General features: G+C 52.8%; 18 protein-coding genes. 9 read left to right on the forward strand and 9 right to left on the reverse strand.

Translation table 11 applies throughout. The annotated features are described in order from the left end of the window. The first annotated feature begins 12 nt into the window (after positions 1-12). The 4 genes from ABLW18_RS06985 to hemA are packed head-to-tail and all read left to right on the forward strand — an operon-like array spanning position 13 to position 3,443. A complete protein-coding gene (locus ABLW18_RS06985; RefSeq protein WP_347824114.1) occupies positions 13-309 on the forward strand; it encodes a hypothetical protein in 297 nt (98 codons plus the stop codon). After that, positions 306-1,433 (forward strand): magnesium-protoporphyrin IX monomethyl ester (oxidative) cyclase, encoded by a 1,128-nt coding sequence (acsF, locus tag ABLW18_RS06990; RefSeq protein ID WP_347824115.1) that lies wholly within the window; start codon positions 306-308, stop codon positions 1,431-1,433. The genes ABLW18_RS06985 and acsF overlap by 4 nt, the downstream gene beginning before the upstream one ends. Continuing rightward, positions 1,433-2,239, forward strand: a complete 807-nt coding sequence (gene puhE, locus ABLW18_RS06995; RefSeq protein WP_347824116.1) for a putative photosynthetic complex assembly protein PuhE — start codon at positions 1,433-1,435, stop codon at positions 2,237-2,239. Before acsF ends, puhE begins: the two co-directional genes overlap by 1 nt. Then, positions 2,229-3,443 (forward strand): 5-aminolevulinate synthase, encoded by a 1,215-nt coding sequence (gene hemA, locus ABLW18_RS07000; protein ID WP_347824117.1) that lies wholly within the window; start codon positions 2,229-2,231, stop codon positions 3,441-3,443. Before puhE ends, hemA begins: the two co-directional genes overlap by 11 nt. Here hemA and ABLW18_RS07005 read toward each other — a convergent pair. Together ABLW18_RS07005 and hemC are read right to left on the reverse strand one after the other, a co-directional pair. After that, positions 3,440-4,399, reverse strand: a complete 960-nt coding sequence (locus ABLW18_RS07005; protein WP_347824118.1) for an NAD(P)H-binding protein — start codon at positions 4,397-4,399, stop codon at positions 3,440-3,442. The genes hemA and ABLW18_RS07005 overlap by 4 nt on opposite strands. Next, positions 4,380-5,330 (reverse strand): hydroxymethylbilane synthase, encoded by a 951-nt coding sequence (hemC, locus tag ABLW18_RS07010; RefSeq protein ID WP_347824119.1) that lies wholly within the window; start codon positions 5,328-5,330, stop codon positions 4,380-4,382. Before hemC ends, ABLW18_RS07005 begins: the two co-directional genes overlap by 20 nt. Positions 5,331-5,427: 97 nt before the next feature. Here hemC and hemE point away from each other — a divergent pair, with 97 nt between their 5' ends. Further along, positions 5,428-6,462, forward strand: coding sequence for a uroporphyrinogen decarboxylase (hemE, locus tag ABLW18_RS07015; RefSeq protein ID WP_347824120.1), 1,035 nt, complete (start codon positions 5,428-5,430; stop codon positions 6,460-6,462). Positions 6,463-6,517: 55 nt separating this feature from the next. On the opposite strand, the gene ABLW18_RS07020 is transcribed toward hemE, so the two are convergent. Further along, positions 6,518-6,952 carry a c-type cytochrome gene (locus ABLW18_RS07020; protein ID WP_347824121.1) on the reverse strand — a complete coding sequence of 145 codons (435 nt, stop codon included), beginning with the start codon at positions 6,950-6,952 and terminating at the stop codon, positions 6,518-6,520. Positions 6,953-7,103: 151 nt separating this feature from the next. Between ABLW18_RS07020 and chlG the strand changes: the two genes are divergently transcribed. Genes chlG through idi form a run of 4 tightly spaced genes read left to right on the forward strand, consistent with a single transcriptional unit; the run spans position 7,104 to position 10,991 of the window. Beyond that, positions 7,104-8,003 carry a chlorophyll synthase ChlG gene (gene chlG, locus ABLW18_RS07025; protein WP_347824122.1) on the forward strand — a complete coding sequence of 300 codons (900 nt, stop codon included), beginning with the start codon at positions 7,104-7,106 and terminating at the stop codon, positions 8,001-8,003. After that, positions 8,000-9,292, forward strand: coding sequence for a BCD family MFS transporter (locus ABLW18_RS07030; RefSeq protein ID WP_347824123.1), 1,293 nt, complete (start codon positions 8,000-8,002; stop codon positions 9,290-9,292). Before chlG ends, ABLW18_RS07030 begins: the two co-directional genes overlap by 4 nt. Positions 9,293-9,294: 2 nt before the next feature. Further along, entirely contained in the window at positions 9,295-10,473 is a 1,179-nt protein-coding gene (locus ABLW18_RS07035) for a geranylgeranyl diphosphate reductase (RefSeq protein ID WP_347824124.1), read from the forward strand. Next, entirely contained in the window at positions 10,473-10,991 is a 519-nt protein-coding gene (gene idi / locus ABLW18_RS07040) for an isopentenyl-diphosphate Delta-isomerase (protein ID WP_347824125.1), read from the forward strand. Before ABLW18_RS07035 ends, idi begins: the two co-directional genes overlap by 1 nt. A gap of 18 nt (positions 10,992-11,009) precedes the next feature. Here the strand turns inward: idi and dxs are convergent, their stop codons facing one another. From dxs to pufB, 6 genes are all read right to left on the reverse strand, one after another. Further along, positions 11,010-12,902 (reverse strand): 1-deoxy-D-xylulose-5-phosphate synthase, encoded by a 1,893-nt coding sequence (gene dxs / locus ABLW18_RS07045; protein ID WP_347824126.1) that lies wholly within the window; start codon positions 12,900-12,902, stop codon positions 11,010-11,012. A 185-nt stretch (positions 12,903-13,087) separates the two neighbouring features. Beyond that, positions 13,088-13,327, reverse strand: a complete 240-nt coding sequence (pufX, locus tag ABLW18_RS07050; protein WP_347824127.1) for an RC-LH1 core complex protein PufX — start codon at positions 13,325-13,327, stop codon at positions 13,088-13,090. 24 nt (positions 13,328-13,351) lie between these two features. Further along, positions 13,352-14,275 carry a photosynthetic reaction center subunit M gene (pufM, locus tag ABLW18_RS07055; protein WP_347824128.1) on the reverse strand — a complete coding sequence of 308 codons (924 nt, stop codon included), beginning with the start codon at positions 14,273-14,275 and terminating at the stop codon, positions 13,352-13,354. 13 nt (positions 14,276-14,288) lie between these two features. Beyond that, entirely contained in the window at positions 14,289-15,119 is an 831-nt protein-coding gene (pufL, locus tag ABLW18_RS07060) for a photosynthetic reaction center subunit L (protein WP_044051008.1), read from the reverse strand. A gap of 120 nt (positions 15,120-15,239) precedes the next feature. Further along, on the reverse strand, positions 15,240-15,392 hold the full coding sequence (pufA, locus tag ABLW18_RS07065) for a light-harvesting antenna LH1, alpha subunit (protein WP_044051007.1): 153 nt from the start codon (positions 15,390-15,392) through the stop codon (positions 15,240-15,242). A gap of 16 nt (positions 15,393-15,408) precedes the next feature. Continuing rightward, positions 15,409-15,564 (reverse strand): light-harvesting antenna LH1, beta subunit, encoded by a 156-nt coding sequence (gene pufB, locus ABLW18_RS07070; RefSeq protein ID WP_347820855.1) that lies wholly within the window; start codon positions 15,562-15,564, stop codon positions 15,409-15,411. Between the last annotated feature and the right edge of the window lie 130 nt (positions 15,565-15,694).

A 15,694-nucleotide genomic window follows, 5' to 3' on the forward strand; every position in this document is an offset into this window, starting at 1 on the left:
AGGGGACAGAAGATGGGATTATTTACGAGATCAAAAGAGACCGCACCCTGCACCGTGACGATTTCACATCGGTTTGAGGAGCTTTCTGCTCATGTGAAATTTAACAATGGTGCCGTGGTGCATCCAGGAGACAGCGTTCAAGTGGAAGGGCCAGAAATCATGGCGCCCTATGGTGTCTGCGTTGAGGAACAACGCATCGCTACGATCACCCGGGCCTCAAAAATTGAACGGCTCTGGACGCGCTCGACGGGCGATTTTGAATTTATGGAGCTGTGCGAATTTTCTTTTTCGGAGGGAGTATTGTCATGAATGCGCCAACACATTCTGCTTTTGCCAATACCGCTGAAGAGGCAATTGCCGCACAAGATGCGCTTGATGATCCAATGACATCTGAAAAAGCCACAGAGGTGGCAATGCAAAACACGCTGCTCACGCCGCGCTTTTACACAACTGACTTTGCCGAAATGGATGCGGTTGATGTCAGCTCGGTGCGTGAAGACTGGGACCGCTTGATTACGCAAATGAAATCCGATCCGAACAAGGGGCATTTCAAAAAGAATGAAGAGTGGGACACTGTTGATTGGGAGGGGATGGAGCCGGCGCTGAAGGCGGAGTTCATCGATTTTCTTATTTCATCTTGCACCGCCGAATTCTCTGGCTGCGTTTTGTACAAAGAGATGAAGCGTCGCGGTTCGAATGAGGACATCACAACCCTGTTTCAATTGATGGCACGGGATGAGGCGCGCCATGCTGGATTTATCAATGATGCACTGCGTGAAGCCGGGGTTCGGGTAAATTTGGGCTTTTTGACTCAGCAGAAGAAATACACGTATTTCCGCCCAAAATTTATCTATTACGCTACCTATTTATCGGAGAAGATTGGCTATGCCCGCTATATAACCATCTACCGGCACCTCGAAGAGAACCCGGAACTGCGGTTTCATCCTATTTTCAAATGGTTTCGCGAGTGGTGCAACGATGAGTTTAGCCATGGGGAAGCCTTTGCGCTTTTGATGAAATCTGATCCTAAATTGACTGAAAGTTTTGGCAATAAACTGTGGATCAAGTTTTTCCTCACCGCGGTTTATTCCACCATGTGGGTGCGGGACCATCAGCGGCCGTTGTTTCATGAGGCTCTGGGCGTCGATGTCACCTGGTACGGCCAAGAGGTGTTTCGCAAAACCTCTGAGATATCCAAACAAATTTTTCCAATGACATTAGATATCGATCACCCGCGCTGGCGTAAAAACCTCGATCGGATGGAGGCAGCATCTCGGCAAATTGCCGCCGCAAAAGCTCGTGGGGGCCTGGGTGGTATGATGAGCCGATTGGGCGGAATGGTTAAGGCTGCGACGGCTTTTGTCTCCGTATTCACCATCCCCGCTAAGACCCATAGGGTTCCGACCAGCACGCGGATGGAGCCGACTTACTGATGATCGGATCGCCCTGGATAGCAGCGCTCATCGCAATTTTTTCCTGGTGGTTCTTCACCGGGATTATTTTGCTGATTGTGCGGCGCAAGGACGTGGCTGGTGCGACGGCCCATGGGGCGTCTGTCGTATGGGGCGTGCCACTCTTAGCGCTGGGCATTTTCGGAGCGGTGATCTCCGCCGCCTCTTTGACCGTGGCAAATATCTATATCTCATTTTTCTCAGTCTTGCTCATTTGGGGTTGGATTGAGCTGGCGTTTTTATCTGGGGTCATCACTGGCCCCTTGCGGAACTCTTGCCCGAAATCGCTTCGGGGCTGGGCCAGATTCCGGAGGGCCTGGCAGACCGTCAGCCACCACGAAGCCCTTTTGCTCAGCGGCCTGGTTCTCATGGCGTTCATCGCGTTTGATGCAGCAAATCCGCTTGGATTTTGGGCCTATTTTATCCTTTTTGCAGCGCGCATTTCCGCCAAACTTAATTTGTTTTTTGGCGTGCCGCGCATCAATCTTGAATTCATCCCCCAACCGCTGCTGCACCTCACATCATATTTCAAGCAAGGCCCGGTGACCATGGTTTTTGGTCTTGGGATAACTGGGCTTAGTCTGGTCACTGCTGCCCTCGGTTTAGCGCTGTTTTCCGCCAGCACGGTGGAGGCACAGATTGGACATGCTTTGCTCTTTGCACTGTGTGCTTTGGCCACGCTGGAACATTGGTTGATGGTCATTCCATTGCCCGATGCAAAGCTTTGGCGCTGGATGCTTCCCGCACTTTCTACGAACACTAAGACAGGACAATCCCATGAACTTTAACGCCCTTTTTCAAGCTCAAATCGACACGTTGAAATCTGAAGGCAATTATCGCTATTTTGCCGAATTAGAGCGCAAATGCGGCAAGTTTCCTCATGCAGCCAGTCACCACGGTGGCAAGGTGCAAGACGTGACGGTCTGGTGCTCCAATGATTACCTCGGCATGGGACAAAATCCGGTGGTGATTGAGGCGATGTGCGAGGCTGTCACGCGCAGCGGCACCGGCGCCGGCGGCACACGCAATATTTCAGGGACAAATCATGATCACCTATTGCTTGAGCGGGAATTGGCAGATCTGCATAACAAAGAAGCAGCCTTGCTGTTCACCTCTGGCTACGTCTCCAATTGGGCGGCGTTGAGCACGCTGGGGAGCCGGCTTGAGGGTTGTATCATTTTGAGCGACGCCGGCAATCACGCCTCGATGATTGAGGGCATTCGCCATTCGCGTGCTCAAAAGGTCATTTGGAACCATAATGATGTGAAAGATCTTGAGGCCAAATTGGCGGCGCTTCCGGCAGATGCGCCAAAAATAGTGGCCTTTGAGTCGGTCTATTCGATGGATGGGGACATTGCACCAATACGTCAGATTGTTGAAGTGGCGGAGAAATATGGCGCAATGACCTATCTTGATGAGGTCCATGCGGTCGGGCTTTATGGACCACGGGGCGGAGGGATCGCCGAGCAAGAAGGTTTGATGGATCGGATTACACTGATCGAGGGCACTTTGGGAAAAGCCTATGGCGTGGTTGGGGGATATATCACCGGATCATCTGTCTTGTGTGATTTCATTCGCAGTTTTGCTTCTGGTTTCATCTTTACGACAGCTTTGCCCCCGGCTGTTGCAGCAGCGGCGCGGGTGTCTATCAAGCATTTGAAGACATCCAACAATGAGCGTCAGCGTCAACGTCAACAGGTTGCTAAACTGCGGGCTGGCTTGAGTCGTGCTGGCATTCCACATTTAGAAAATCAAAGCCACATTGTGCCGGTGATGATTAAAGATCCGGTGAAGACCAAAATGCTCGCAGATTATTTAATGGATGAATGGGGCATCTACGTGCAGCCGATCAATTATCCAACCGTTCCAAAAGGCACGGAACGTTTGCGCTTCACCCCATCACCGCTTCATTCAGACGCTGATATTGCCTATTTGGTTGAGGCACTTGAATCGTTATGGAAGCAATGCGCGATTGCCCATGCGGTTGCTTAAAAGACCGAGTGGTCTCCTCGAGGAACGTCGGCGCCAGAGCGCATGACTTTTGCATAGTGATCAAACAAATGTTCTGTTCCGGTTGAGGCCGTGTTCTCTTCCGAATAGCCCTGCTCTGGGCCGTTCCAGACCAGCATTGATTCGGTTGCGTAATATAGCCCGATTTCGGCGAGATCGGCCTTTCGCTGTGCGACTGGAATCAAGACACCAGCTAGGCGCAACCCGCCGCTGATGATACGCAACAGGGCAACTGGCACCCGGCGTAATTTTACAGGTCGCCCCAGTAAACCAAACAGGGCCTGTGCTTGATCGCGCGGCGTGATGGCAGGGCCGGGGCCGCCGATGGGCAGGATTTTATTGTGTTTGGCCGGGTTGGTGATGCAATCGACCATGAAATTGCCCAGATCATCGTCGCTGATGGGTTTGCAGGCGGTGAGCTTACCATTCCCAAAGACCAAAAATGCCTTCCCATTGCGCAGCCGCGGGATTTGACCAGAGAGAGATTTGAAGAAAGCCGTCGGTCGTACGATGGAATAGGTGAGACCCGAGGCCATCAATGCTTTTTCGAAGGTGAGCTTGGCGAATTGAAATGGCAGTTTTGGATTTTGGACGCATATTGCCGAGAGCAAAATAAATTGCTTCGCTTGCAACCTTTGCGCCACCTCTAGAATGTTCATCTGTGCGGTGTGGTCAATTGCCCAGGCATCTGCGCGGCCGCCACTGCGGGAGGCAACGCAGGAGATGACGGCATCGAACTGGCCAAGTATTTGCGGCATAGGCTGGGTAATATCGGCATGCAAAGACTGTGCCGCATTGGGCGAACTCTGGCCGTCACGCAGAACGCAGGTGACCATATATCCTGCGCGATGCAGCGCGCGGCACACCCCTTGTCCCGCCGTGCCTGTCGCGCCGAAGAGCAAGACGTTTGGAGTGGGTTTAACTCTCTCGCCAGTCAAAGAATCCCTCACCCGCTCGCTCAAGGAGCTTTGCCGCCATTTCTTGCCCGGCTTGCGCGCCATCTTCGATTGGCATGATCATATCGTCCTGAATGGCATCGGAACCATCGGGCCGAAGCACTTCGCCACGCAGCCTCATCGTGGTGCCCTGAAGTTCAGAAAGCCCGGCAATTGGTGTCTCACAAGAGCCGTCCAATGCTGCAAGAAATGCGCGCTCCGCAGCCAAACGCTGTCCGGTCTCGTGGTCATGAATAGCGGCGAGCATATCGGCCATGCGCATGTCATTGATGCGCCGCTCAATGCCAATGGCTCCCTGCGCCACGGCGGGCAACATGTCGTCCACTTCAATCGCTTGGCGTGGCACCTCTTCCATTTTCAATCGCTTGAGCCCGGCCATGGCGAGAAAGGTTGCTTCTGCCACTTGATTTTCAAGCTTCTTGAGCCGTGTTTGCAAGTTGCCACGAAATTCTACGATCTGCAGATCTGGGCGCCGCAATTTGAGTTGTGCCTGACGTCTCAGGCTCGAGGTGCCCACCACTGCACCGGCAGATAAATCGCGCAATGCGCCGCCTGACAGGGAAATAAAGGCATCGCGTACATCTTCGCGTGGCAAATAGGTGTCCAACACCAGACCTTCTGGTTGCTGAACCGGCATATCTTTCATGGAATGCACGGCGATGTCGATGGATCCATCCAGCATGGCTTGCTCGATTTCGCGCGTGAATAGCCCTTTACCACCAATTTCCTTCAGTGGACGATCGGTGATTCGATCTCCCGTGGTCATGATGACGACAATCTCAAAGGCGTCCAGTGGCAGGTCAAAAGCCTTGGCCAGACGTGCGCGTGTTTCATAGGCTTGGGCCAGCGCCAAGGGGGAGCCTCGGGTGCCGATATTGAGCGGGGTCTTCGGAGTGGGTAATGTATAAGTCATGTCCTATCCCTAAACATGTAAACTTGGCCTGACAACTCTTGCTTCTATGAACTGATGCTGTGCATAATGTTGCAAAGAAATATCTGGGAATACGACTATGACATCAAGGAAAGTAATCTTGCGCGCTCTGGCAGGAGAAACACTTCCAACGGCTCCTATTTGGATGATGCGCCAAGCGGGCCGCTATCTTCCCGAATATCGTGCAACCCGCGCGCAAGCCGGCGATTTTCTTTCGCTGTGCTACAACTCAGAATTGGCAGCGGAGGTCACTCTTCAACCTATACGGCGCTACGGTTTTGACGCCGCGATATTGTTTGCGGATATTTTGTTGCTGCCCCAGGCTCTGGGTGCGGACCTGTGGTTTGTAACAGGGGAAGGCCCGCGTTTGTCGACCGTGACCACGCAAGAAGATTATGCAAAATTGAAACCGGCAACTGACATTCACGCACATCTGGCACCGATTTATAAGACAGTGAAAATTTTGTCTGAAGAATTGCCAGAGGCCACTACATTGATAGGATTTGCTGGGTCACCCTGGACGGTGGCGACCTATATGATTGCGGGGCAAGGCACACCAGACCAAGGACCGGCGCATCGTTTGAAGACTGAAAATCCAGCTGTTTTTGTGGCGTTGATTGATTTGATCACCGAGGGCACAATCCACTACCTCAGCGCGCAGATTGATGCGGGTGCGGAAGTTGTAAAACTCTTTGACAGCTGGGCCGGATCGCTCAAGGGCGAAGATTTCATGAAATATTCCATCGAGCCCATGCGTCGTATCACGGCCACATTAAAGGCCAAATTCCCCAATGTTCCAATCATAGCCTTTCCGCGAGGTGCCGGTGAGAAATATGCAGGTCTGCATCGCTTGATTGGTGCAGATTGTATTGCTTTTGACGATGGTATCGACGCTCAATGGGTTGCAGATAATTTGCAATCTGCGGGCTGCGTGCAGGGCAATCTTGCCTCCTCACACATGGTGACGGGTGGGGCGGCGCTGGTCGCCGAAACCAAACGTATTGCAGGCGCCCTATCCAAGGGCCCGCATATCTTTAATTTGGGCCATGGTATCACCCCGGATGCGGATCCGGACAATGTTCAATTGATGATAGATACCGTGCGGTCCATGTAACAAAAAGGCCCTTCAATGTTGAAGGGCCTCAAGTCATTCTGGAAATTAGGTCAGGCTATTCTGCGACTGACACAAGATAGGCCCAAACATTGGCCTGATCGTCTGCATCTTTCAGCTTGAAGGCCATTTTGGACTTCGCTTTTTTGTCGTCTAAATATGTCTTTAGAAACTTTTTGGGATCTGCAACGTAGGCGACAAAGTCGGCTTCATTCCAAATCAGGCCTTGAGCGCCAGCGGCGACCAATGATTTGCCGTACTTTTTGAAATCAGGATGCACGGCTGCCTGGCGGTCATAGATGCCATATAGGTTAGGCGCGTTCCTTCCGCCTTTGACAATCACTGTTCCATCATCTGCGACGATCGCGTGACATGCTTTGCATTTCTTAAAAACCGTTTCACCCGCAGCAGCGTCCCCGGATGCGTGGCCGCCCGCAAGCGCTGGACCGGCTGTCATCAACAATCCCAGTAGGGCCATTTTCATTGTTTTCATTCGTTCTCACTCCTTTTCTCAACAAATACCTAGTGTGCTTCTAGTTTGGGTAAAGACCATTTGTCGCGAGTATTTAACGAAACAGAAACCCGCGTCCGTAAATATAACTTTACACTTGATGTGGAGTTAAGTGTAAGTCTAAAATTACACTATGACAGAATATATTCCCATAGAGCCACGGCGACTGCCTGAGCCGATGGCCATGTTGCGCTTGCTCAAGCCTATCACCTGGTTCCCGCCGATGTGGGCTTTCTTATGTGGAGTTGTCTCTTCTGGCACCTCTTTTTCGGGCCATTGGGTTTTGATCGTTTTGGGCCTTATTCTTGCGGGTCCTATTGTTTGCGGCATGAGTCAGGCGGCAAATGATTGGTGTGATCGGCATGTAGACGCCATCAATGAACCCGATCGTCCCATCCCGTCCGGCCGCATTCCGGGAAAATGGGGATTGTGGATCGCTTGGGCGATGTCCGTGCTGTCACTTTTGGTTGGATATCAATTGGGGCCTTGGGGATTCTTGGCCACCGTCTTTGGCGTGCTTGCAGCTTGGGCCTATTCTGCAGAGCCCCTGCGGCTTAAAACTTCTGGCTGGTGGGGGCCCGGTTTGGTGGGGCTTTGCTATGAGGGATTGCCTTGGTTTACTGGAGCGGCGGTTTTATCGGCTGGCGCTCCCGATTGGCGGATTATTCTTCTAGCAGGACTTTATGCGTTGGGTGCCCATGGGATCATGACATTGAACGACTTTAAGGCAACCGAAGGGGACCGCCAATTGGGCATTAACTCATTGCCGGTGACGTTGGGTTCCGACCGCGCCGCGCGGCTGGCCTGTTGGATTATGGGCGGGCCCCAAGGGGCCATAATTGCTCTGTTGATCTTGTGGGAACGGCCTGTGTTCGCGGCAATCATTGCGGTGCTGCTTGCGGCGCAATTCTGGGCGATGCGGGTTATGCTGACAGATCCGAAGGCGCGTGCGCCATGGTATAACGCTACTGGCGTGTCTATGTATGTCTCGGGCATGATGATCAGCGCCATCGCCGTGCGAGGTTTGCTATGAGCCTGTCTTGGAGCCAAATTTTCCGCTTAGGATTGGTGCAAATGGCCCTGGGGTCCATCGTAGTTCTGACCACTTCCACACTCAATCGCTTAATGGTGGTTGAATTTTCGCTGCCAGCGCTGTTGCCGGGTGCTTTGGTCGGCTTGCATTATGGAATTCAATTGTCGCGCCCGCGTTGGGGATTCCGGTCGGATGTGGGCGGCAATCGGACTCGTTGGATTATTGGCGGAATGATGACCCTGGCGCTGGGCGGCGTTGGCGCCACTTATGCCGTGACCTTATTTGCTGTGCACTATTGGCTCGCGCTTATCGCCTCGATTGTGTCCTATGGGCTGATCGGCATCGGTGTTGGAGCTTCGGGTACATCGCTATTGGCTCTTCTGGCCACTGCAACGGCTGCAGATCGACGCGCGGCTGCGGCGACGATCACTTGGCTGATGATGATTTTTGGCATAGCGCTTACGGCAGGTGTGGCGGGGCAGTTCTTGGATCCCTATTCCCCTCAGCGGCTCATGACGGTCGTATCCGTGATCGCCCTACTGGCCATTTTGGTGACGGTTCTGGCCATTTGGAACATCGAGCGTGCGGTCAGTTCACGAGCCTCAGAACCGAATAATACGTTTCAAGAAGCTTTGCGAGAGTTGTGGGCCGAATCCAAAACGCGGAATTTTACAATTTTCGTCTTTTTGTCTATGAATGCGTATTTCATGCAGGAATTGATCCTTGAGCCTTACGCGGGATTGGTTTTTGGCTTCACACCGGGACAGTCAACATCTCTCAGTGGCGCGCAAAACGGTGGGGTCTTTGTTGGGATGCTCACCGTTGGCATCATGGCCACGGGTTTCAAAATTGGATCGCTGCGCAGATGGGTCATGAGTGGATGCTACGGGTCGGGCGCGGTTTTGCTGCTGATTTGTTTGTCAGGACTGATGTCGAAAGTGCTGAATTTTACGTATCTTGTGGTGGCCCTTGGGTTCTTTAACGGCATGTTCGCTGTATCGGCCATCAGTGCCATGATGGCACTTGCCTCCAGTTCAGAGGGCCGCGGTCAACGTGAGGGCACCCGCATGGGGCTGTGGGGTGCGGCGCAGGCTATTGCCGCAGGTTTCGGCGGTCTTACGGGCGCAGTCTTGGTTGATATCACGCGCAGCTTTTTTGCGGATGGTCCCGCTTTTGGTGCGGTTTTCATCTTCGAAGCCGCTCTGTTTTTTGCCGCCGCCCTCATGGCGATGCGGGTTATTGAGCACAAAGGGCAGCCTTTGCCCCCCAATTTAGTCGCAGGAGAATAACTATGTTTGATGTTGTTGTGATCGGTGGAGGCCCGTCAGGGGCAACAGCGGCTGAAGATTTGGCGCGCTCAGGTCATAAGGTCGCTTTGTTGGATCGTGAAGGTCGCATTAAGCCCTGTGGCGGCGCAATACCACCGCGCCTCATTGAGGACTTCTTAATTCCCAGCTCGCAAATTGTAGCGCGAATCAATACCGCACGGATGATCTCTCCAACGCAGCGCAGGGTCGATATTCCCATTGAGAATGGTTTTGTTGGCATGGTTGATCGCGAGCATTTTGACCCGTTTCTGCGCCACCGAGCGCAAGGGGCTGGGGCAATTTGGTTGACCGGCACCTTTTTGCGTATTGAGCGAAATGCGGACCATCCCTCTGTGATCTATCGCGATAAGGACAGTGGTGAGGAGCGGTCTTTGGCGTGCAAAATCATCATTGGTGCCGACGGCGCGCGCTCAAAAGTGGCCAAGTCAGAAGTCCCCAATGGTGATAAGATTCCCTATGTAATCGCCTATCACGAAATCATCGAAGCCCCGCTTGAGGGCCTGACTTATAATCCGACAAGATGCGACGTTATCTATGACGGGGCTATATCCCCCGATTTCTACGGGTGGGTCTTTCCCCATGGAAAATCTGCCAGTGTTGGAATGGGCACCGGTATTGAGGGTGTGGATTTGAAACAGGCCACAGCGGAGCTGCGTGCTGCGCACGGATTGAGCGATTGCAAGACGATCAGGCGTGAGGGAGCGCCCATTCCTTTGCGTCCTTTAGATCGTTGGGACAATGGCGCTGATGTGGTTTTGGCTGGGGATGCGGCCGGGGTGGTTGCGCCGTCTTCCGGTGAGGGCATCTATTACGCAATGGTTGGCGGTCGGGTGGCCGCTACGGCCGCCAGCGCCTTTTTGACCACCGGGCGGGCAAAAGATCTGCAATTGGCGCGCAAGCTGTTTATGCGCGAACATAAAAGCGTCTTCAAAGTCTTAGGCGCCATGCAAAATGCCTACTATCGCAGCGATGAGCGCCGTGAGCGTTTTGTGTCCCTGTGCCACGATATAGATGTGCAAAAACTGACATTTGAAGCCTATATGAACAAACGCTTGGTTGCGGCCCGACCCATGGCGCATTTGAAGATTGGTTTGAAAAATTTGGCGCATTTGACCCGGCTTATTTCGGAAGATCGTGTCTGATGACGATCATGATCCCTGCATGGCAAGATGGTGCGCTGCAACCGGTTGAAAAATTGATGGCCCATAAAATGGGACTTAAACATCGGGCGGTGTCTATTTTTGTAATGGCAGAGGATCACATTTTGATCCAGCAGCGGGCCTTAGGCAAATATCACACACCTGGTATGTGGGCGAATAGCTGTTGCACCCATCCACATTGGGAAGAAGATCCGCTGATCTGCGCGCGGCGGCGATTGAATGAGGAATTGGGCATTACAGGCCTTGATCTCGAGCCCCGTGGGGAGGTGGAATACCGTGCGGAGGTCGGGAATGGCTTGATTGAACATGAAGTGGTGCAAGTCTATGTGGCCCAAGCCAATTTTTCACTGCCAATAGCACTCAACCCGAGTGAGGTTCAGGCGGTGAAATGGGTGACCCGCCAAGATTTGCGCCAAGAGCTGGATCGCAATCCGACCGCATTTACCCCATGGCTGCATATTTACATGACGCAACACAGTGATCTAATTTTTGATACATAGGCCTACAGCCCTTCATAATCAGACTGAGATAGGCGTGCGTCTGAGGGCCTGTAAGGCCGTGGCTGCGATATCTGTCGCGGTTAATCCTGCATCCGCATACATCGCATCTGGAGCGGCCTGATCAATAAACCGATCTGGCAATGTCATGCTGCGCACGGCCAATGGCCCGTCGAGCAGGCCGGTATCGGCTAGATAGTGCAGCACCATGGCCCCAAAACCGCCCTGCGCGCCCTGTTCAATGGTGATGAGCACCTTATGGGTTTTGGCCAATTTGGAAATCAGCGCGTGATCTAAGGGTTTTGCGAACCTCGCATCCGCTACTGTCGCATTGATGCCCTGTGCCGAGATTAGGTCTGCTGCTTTCAGTGCCTCAGCCAGATGCCCGCCGAAGGACAGTAAAGCGATATCTGCACCCGGGCGAACAATGCGTCCTCTACCAATTTGCAGCAGTTCACCTTTTTCTGGAATGCTGACGCCCGTGCCTGTGCCGCGGGGGTAGCGAAAGGCGATGGGACCCGTGTCATGGGCGGCGGCGGTTGTAATCATATGCACCAGCTCCGCCTCATCAGCTGCTGCCATAACCACCATATTAGGCAAGGCCGTCAAAAAGCCGATATCAAAGGCGCCGGCATGAGTCGCCCCATCCGCACCGACCAATCCTGCTCGGTCTATGGCAAAGCGCACGGGTAAATTTTGGAGCGCGACGTCATGGACAATTTGATCATAGCCGCGCTGCAAAAAGGTTGAATAGATTGCGCAAAAGGGTTTGAGGCCACTGGCAGCCAAACCAGCAGCGAAGGTGACACCATGTTGCTCGGCAATCCCCACATCAAACATGCGGTCTGCAAAATGCTGGGCAAAAATATCGAGGCCCGTACCGGAGGGCATTGCTGCCGTGATGCCAACAATTTTGGAGTCTTTTTGTGCCAATTTAGTCAGAGTTTGACCGAAGACAGTGGTATAGCTGGGGGCATTGGCACCTGATTTCATTTGTGCGCCGCTGGCAACGTCAAACTTTGCCACCCCGTGATATTTATCAGCAGAGGTTTCTGCTGGCGCATAACCCTTGCCCTTCACTGTACAGCAATGAATCAAAACTGGACCTTTGGCGCGGGTTCTTGCAGCTCGCAAAACGGATAGAAGTTGACTCATATCATGGCCATCAATGGGGCCGATGTATTCAAAACCTAGTTTCTCAAATATTGTGCCCTGTGATGCGGCTGCACCAGTCACCAATTGGCGGGCGCGACGTGCGTGATCACGCATAGGGCCCGGCAGAACGGTTTCGATGTCCTGGCCAAAGGCATTGAGCTGCGCGAGCGCAGTGTCCGCCAGTCCCGACATATACTTTGACATAGCCCCTACCGGAGGCGCGATGCTCATTTCATTATCATTGAGGATAACAAACATCCGCCGGCCTTCAGCCCCGGCGTTATTGAGCGCTTCATAGGCCATGCCAGCGCTGATCGACCCATCGCCAATGACGGCGATGGCGTCGCCGGTATCTTGTCCAAGATCACGGGCTACGGTGAAGCCGTGAGCGGCAGAGATGGAGGTCGAGGAATGGGCGGCGCCAAAGGGATCATAGGGCGACTCGCTCCGTTTGGTGAAGCCTGATAGCCCACCTTCTTGGCGCAGAGTTTTCATGCCTGCGCGGCGGCCTGTTAAAACTTTATGGGGATAGCATTGATGTCCCACGTCCCAGATCAACTTGTCCTGTGGGGTGTCGAATACGGCATGCAGCGCCACGGTCAGCTCGACCACGCCGAGCGACGACCCCAGATGTCCGCCAGTGCGTGATACGGCTTCGATCACATCAACTCTCAATTCATCTGCCAGCTGTGCCAGTTGTTGGTCGCTCAGGGTCTTGAGATCTGAGGGCGTTGTTATCTCGTCAAGCAAAGAGGGCATGGTTGATCCTTATCTTGGCGTGTTGGCCCTGTTGGCCAGGTGCAGGCGACTCTGAGTTCAGAAGTCACCTGCCCCCTGTAGCCAACAGGAAATATCAGGATGCTGCATCCCGATGCTTCCAGATATTCAGGGACTGAGATATCTGGAATTCGGATCCCCAAGCGCCGGAGCGCTTGGGGAAATTCTTATACTTGTTTGGTGTGGATATACGGCTGTTGCAAAAATGCCTGGCCAGGATCGGGCGTGTCGCGCGATTCTTCTGGCAAGGCTTGGCCGATCCAATACAGCACCATAAGTCCAAACCAGAGCACCAGACAAAACACAGCTGCGTATCCTGCGCCTTTCAACATCAGCATCAGCACATCTGCGCGCAGCCGAAATTTTGTGTCACTCCCAGTTCCGAGATAGTCTTGATGATCACTCATAATCCGTTTCCCCTATGCTTAAGATCAATCCAGCGGCGCATAGCCGTGGTCTTGTGCCCAGACATACCAATTGTCGACCACGGTACCTGTGAGCAAAATACCAATACCGCCTGTTAAAGTTGTCAGGACTGCAAACCACCACGCCCAGCGGTGAATACCTTCCATGGTCGCGTTGAAGCCCATGGTCCAGCGCCAGAAGAGCGCCGCGCGTTCTGAGGCAGTACCCCGATCCACGATTTGTTCAATTTCCCGCTCGCCGCCGTAACGTGATACGGCCAAGATTGTGGCGCCATGCATGGCGAACAATAGGGCAGAGCCGTATAGAAAGGCGATCGAGAGTGCGTGGAATGGGTTATAGAACAGGTTGCCATAGGTCAGTGAAAATAGGTTTGTCCAATCGAGATGTGAGAAGATCCCATAAGGCACCGCTTCTGACCAAGAACCCATCATAAGCGGGCGGATCAGACCTAGAACCAAAAACAGCCAGATGGCAGAGGCAAAGGCCCAGCTGACATGTTTCCCAAGGCCCAGCTCTTCGGCGCGCAGATAGGTGCGGATCCACCAAGAGATGACTGAGACCAGCAAGAAGAAGGAGGAAATTAACCACCAGCCACCTTCATTCAAAGGCGCCATGCCAAGACCATATTCTTCTGAAGGTGGTTCAAGTGAGAACCAGAACAGATCGCGAATGAAGACAGCCGGAGAATAATCCGCTTGTGCCCAGAAATTCAGGCCAACAATAAAGAACCAAAGCAGACCGGTCGCCAGTGATACCACGCCGAACATGCCCAGATGCAGTGGACCCAATTGCGCATTGCCCAAAATGCCAGCTAATTTCGAAAAACTAGCCTTTTTTGTTCGTTCACGAGCGATGTCTCCTGTAGGGTCCATGCCCATTTCGGGAGGACCTTGCACTTGAACCTGTGTGAAAATATTTTGATATTCCATGTTTCAGTCCCCCTTAAAGATCCGCCCACCAGGGCAATTCAGCGTACCAATCCCACCATGAGCTCCAGCTATCAAACCAAATCGTGCCGGAAATTACGATGCAGATTGCGCTCCAAATAACAGCACTGAGTGCCAGCAAAAGACCAAGGCGGTGAATGCCTAAGGGCCCAATGGAGTAGCCAATTAAATCGCGGAAGTAGGTGTCTTCGTGATCAGGCGTGCCAATTGTTTTGCCCTTGCCAGGGTTTACAGCCGATAGGACTAGCGAGCCATGCAGTGCCAAAGCAAAGCAGGTGGTGAAAAAGAAGGTGATCGCAATCATGTGCGCGGGGTTATAGTGGAAGTTGCCATAGGCGTATCCTACGTTATTAACCCAATCGAGATGGCTAAAGATGCCATAGGGAAATCCATGGCCCCAAGCGCCCAAGAGCACAGGCCGAATGATCACCAGAGTAACATAGGCAAGGATGGCAACACCAAAGGCGAAAGGCACATGCAAGCCCATGCCTAGTTTGCGGCAGATTTCTACTTCTCGCATCATCCAGCTCAGAAAAGCAAATGTCGCGCAGATGGTGATTGCTTGCCAAAGGCCGCCTTCTGCCAAAGGTGCGACGCCCAGGCCAACTTCAATGGCGGGTGGATTGACTGAAATCAACCAAGGATTCCATGTGTCTCCCAAAGCGGCACTATAAAATATCAACAATGTGCCAAGCGCGGCGAAAAAGATCGTCGTGACACCGAAAAAGCCGACATAGAAGGGACCAATCCAGAAATCGAACAGATCACCCCCAACCAGCGTTCCACCTCGAACGCGGTATTTTCTTTCGAAGCTGAGCAATGCCATCTTCTTTCTCCCTCTTAAACATTTGGGCTGCCTTAGATGCGCAGCTATGTTTCAATCTCATCTGTTTGCTTTGGCCGGAGGGATAAACACGCCGCCCAAAGCGTTATTTTGAACAGCCCGTTAGCCGCCAAAAGCGAGGCTAAACCAGTTGGTTGCATCGTTGCTAAGCAGAACGAGGTGAATCATTGCTGCGAGCAAGAAAAGGAAAACACCCTGAGCCACGAAGACGCGACGCGGGTCGAATATCAGCCAGATTTTGTAAAACTGTGCCATGTTCTATACTCTCCCTTTACCAAGCAAACCAAGGCAGTTTTATGTACGTCAGCACGTGAGCTACGATAGCAACGGTCGCGAAGATCGTTAATCCGCTCATATAAACTGAGTGCAATTCCTGCGCTTGTTCATCTGTAAGACCTGTGAAACTTAGGTCATTTTTATCAGCCATTTTCTTCTCCTGAAAATATGTACTGACGCTGCAAGGCCCCTGCAGCCGGGTTACAACAAGGGCACACCCCCTGCCTTAATTCCACTGCCCCATGCGGAAGAGCGGATCTTTGACCCCGGGCCGTTGGGCG

The sequence above is a fragment of the uncultured Planktomarina sp. genome (genome assembly GCA_943788425.1).
Taxonomy (GTDB): domain Bacteria; phylum Pseudomonadota; class Alphaproteobacteria; order Rhodobacterales; family Rhodobacteraceae; genus Planktomarina.

What these genes read in the sequence shown, in the direction of transcription:
- ABLW18_RS06985 (WP_347824114.1), top strand. Translation starts at nt 13, where the DNA reads ATGGGATTATTTACGAGATCAAAAGAGACCGCACCCTGCACCGTGACG.
- acsF (WP_347824115.1), top strand. Translation starts at nt 306, where the DNA reads ATGAATGCGCCAACACATTCTGCTTTTGCCAATACCGCTGAAGAGGCA.
- puhE (WP_347824116.1), top strand. Translation starts at nt 1,433, where the DNA reads ATGATCGGATCGCCCTGGATAGCAGCGCTCATCGCAATTTTTTCCTGG.
- hemA (WP_347824117.1), top strand. Translation starts at nt 2,229, where the DNA reads ATGAACTTTAACGCCCTTTTTCAAGCTCAAATCGACACGTTGAAATCT.
- hemC (WP_347824119.1), bottom strand. Translation starts at nt 5,330, where the DNA reads ATGACTTATACATTACCCACTCCGAAGACCCCGCTCAATATCGGCACC.
- hemE (WP_347824120.1), top strand. Translation starts at nt 5,428, where the DNA reads ATGACATCAAGGAAAGTAATCTTGCGCGCTCTGGCAGGAGAAACACTT.
- ABLW18_RS07020 (WP_347824121.1), bottom strand. Translation starts at nt 6,952, where the DNA reads ATGAAAACAATGAAAATGGCCCTACTGGGATTGTTGATGACAGCCGGT.
- chlG (WP_347824122.1), top strand. Translation starts at nt 7,104, where the DNA reads ATGACAGAATATATTCCCATAGAGCCACGGCGACTGCCTGAGCCGATG.
- ABLW18_RS07030 (WP_347824123.1), top strand. Translation starts at nt 8,000, where the DNA reads ATGAGCCTGTCTTGGAGCCAAATTTTCCGCTTAGGATTGGTGCAAATG.
- ABLW18_RS07035 (WP_347824124.1), top strand. Translation starts at nt 9,295, where the DNA reads ATGTTTGATGTTGTTGTGATCGGTGGAGGCCCGTCAGGGGCAACAGCG.
- idi (WP_347824125.1), top strand. Translation starts at nt 10,473, where the DNA reads ATGACGATCATGATCCCTGCATGGCAAGATGGTGCGCTGCAACCGGTT.
- dxs (WP_347824126.1), bottom strand. Translation starts at nt 12,902, where the DNA reads ATGCCCTCTTTGCTTGACGAGATAACAACGCCCTCAGATCTCAAGACC.
- pufX (WP_347824127.1), bottom strand. Translation starts at nt 13,327, where the DNA reads ATGAGTGATCATCAAGACTATCTCGGAACTGGGAGTGACACAAAATTT.
- pufM (WP_347824128.1), bottom strand. Translation starts at nt 14,275, where the DNA reads ATGGAATATCAAAATATTTTCACACAGGTTCAAGTGCAAGGTCCTCCC.
- pufL (WP_044051008.1), bottom strand. Translation starts at nt 15,119, where the DNA reads ATGGCATTGCTCAGCTTCGAAAGAAAATACCGCGTTCGAGGTGGAACG.
- pufA (WP_044051007.1), bottom strand. Translation starts at nt 15,392, where the DNA reads ATGGCACAGTTTTACAAAATCTGGCTGATATTCGACCCGCGTCGCGTC.
- pufB (WP_347820855.1), bottom strand. Translation starts at nt 15,564, where the DNA reads ATGGCTGATAAAAATGACCTAAGTTTCACAGGTCTTACAGATGAACAA.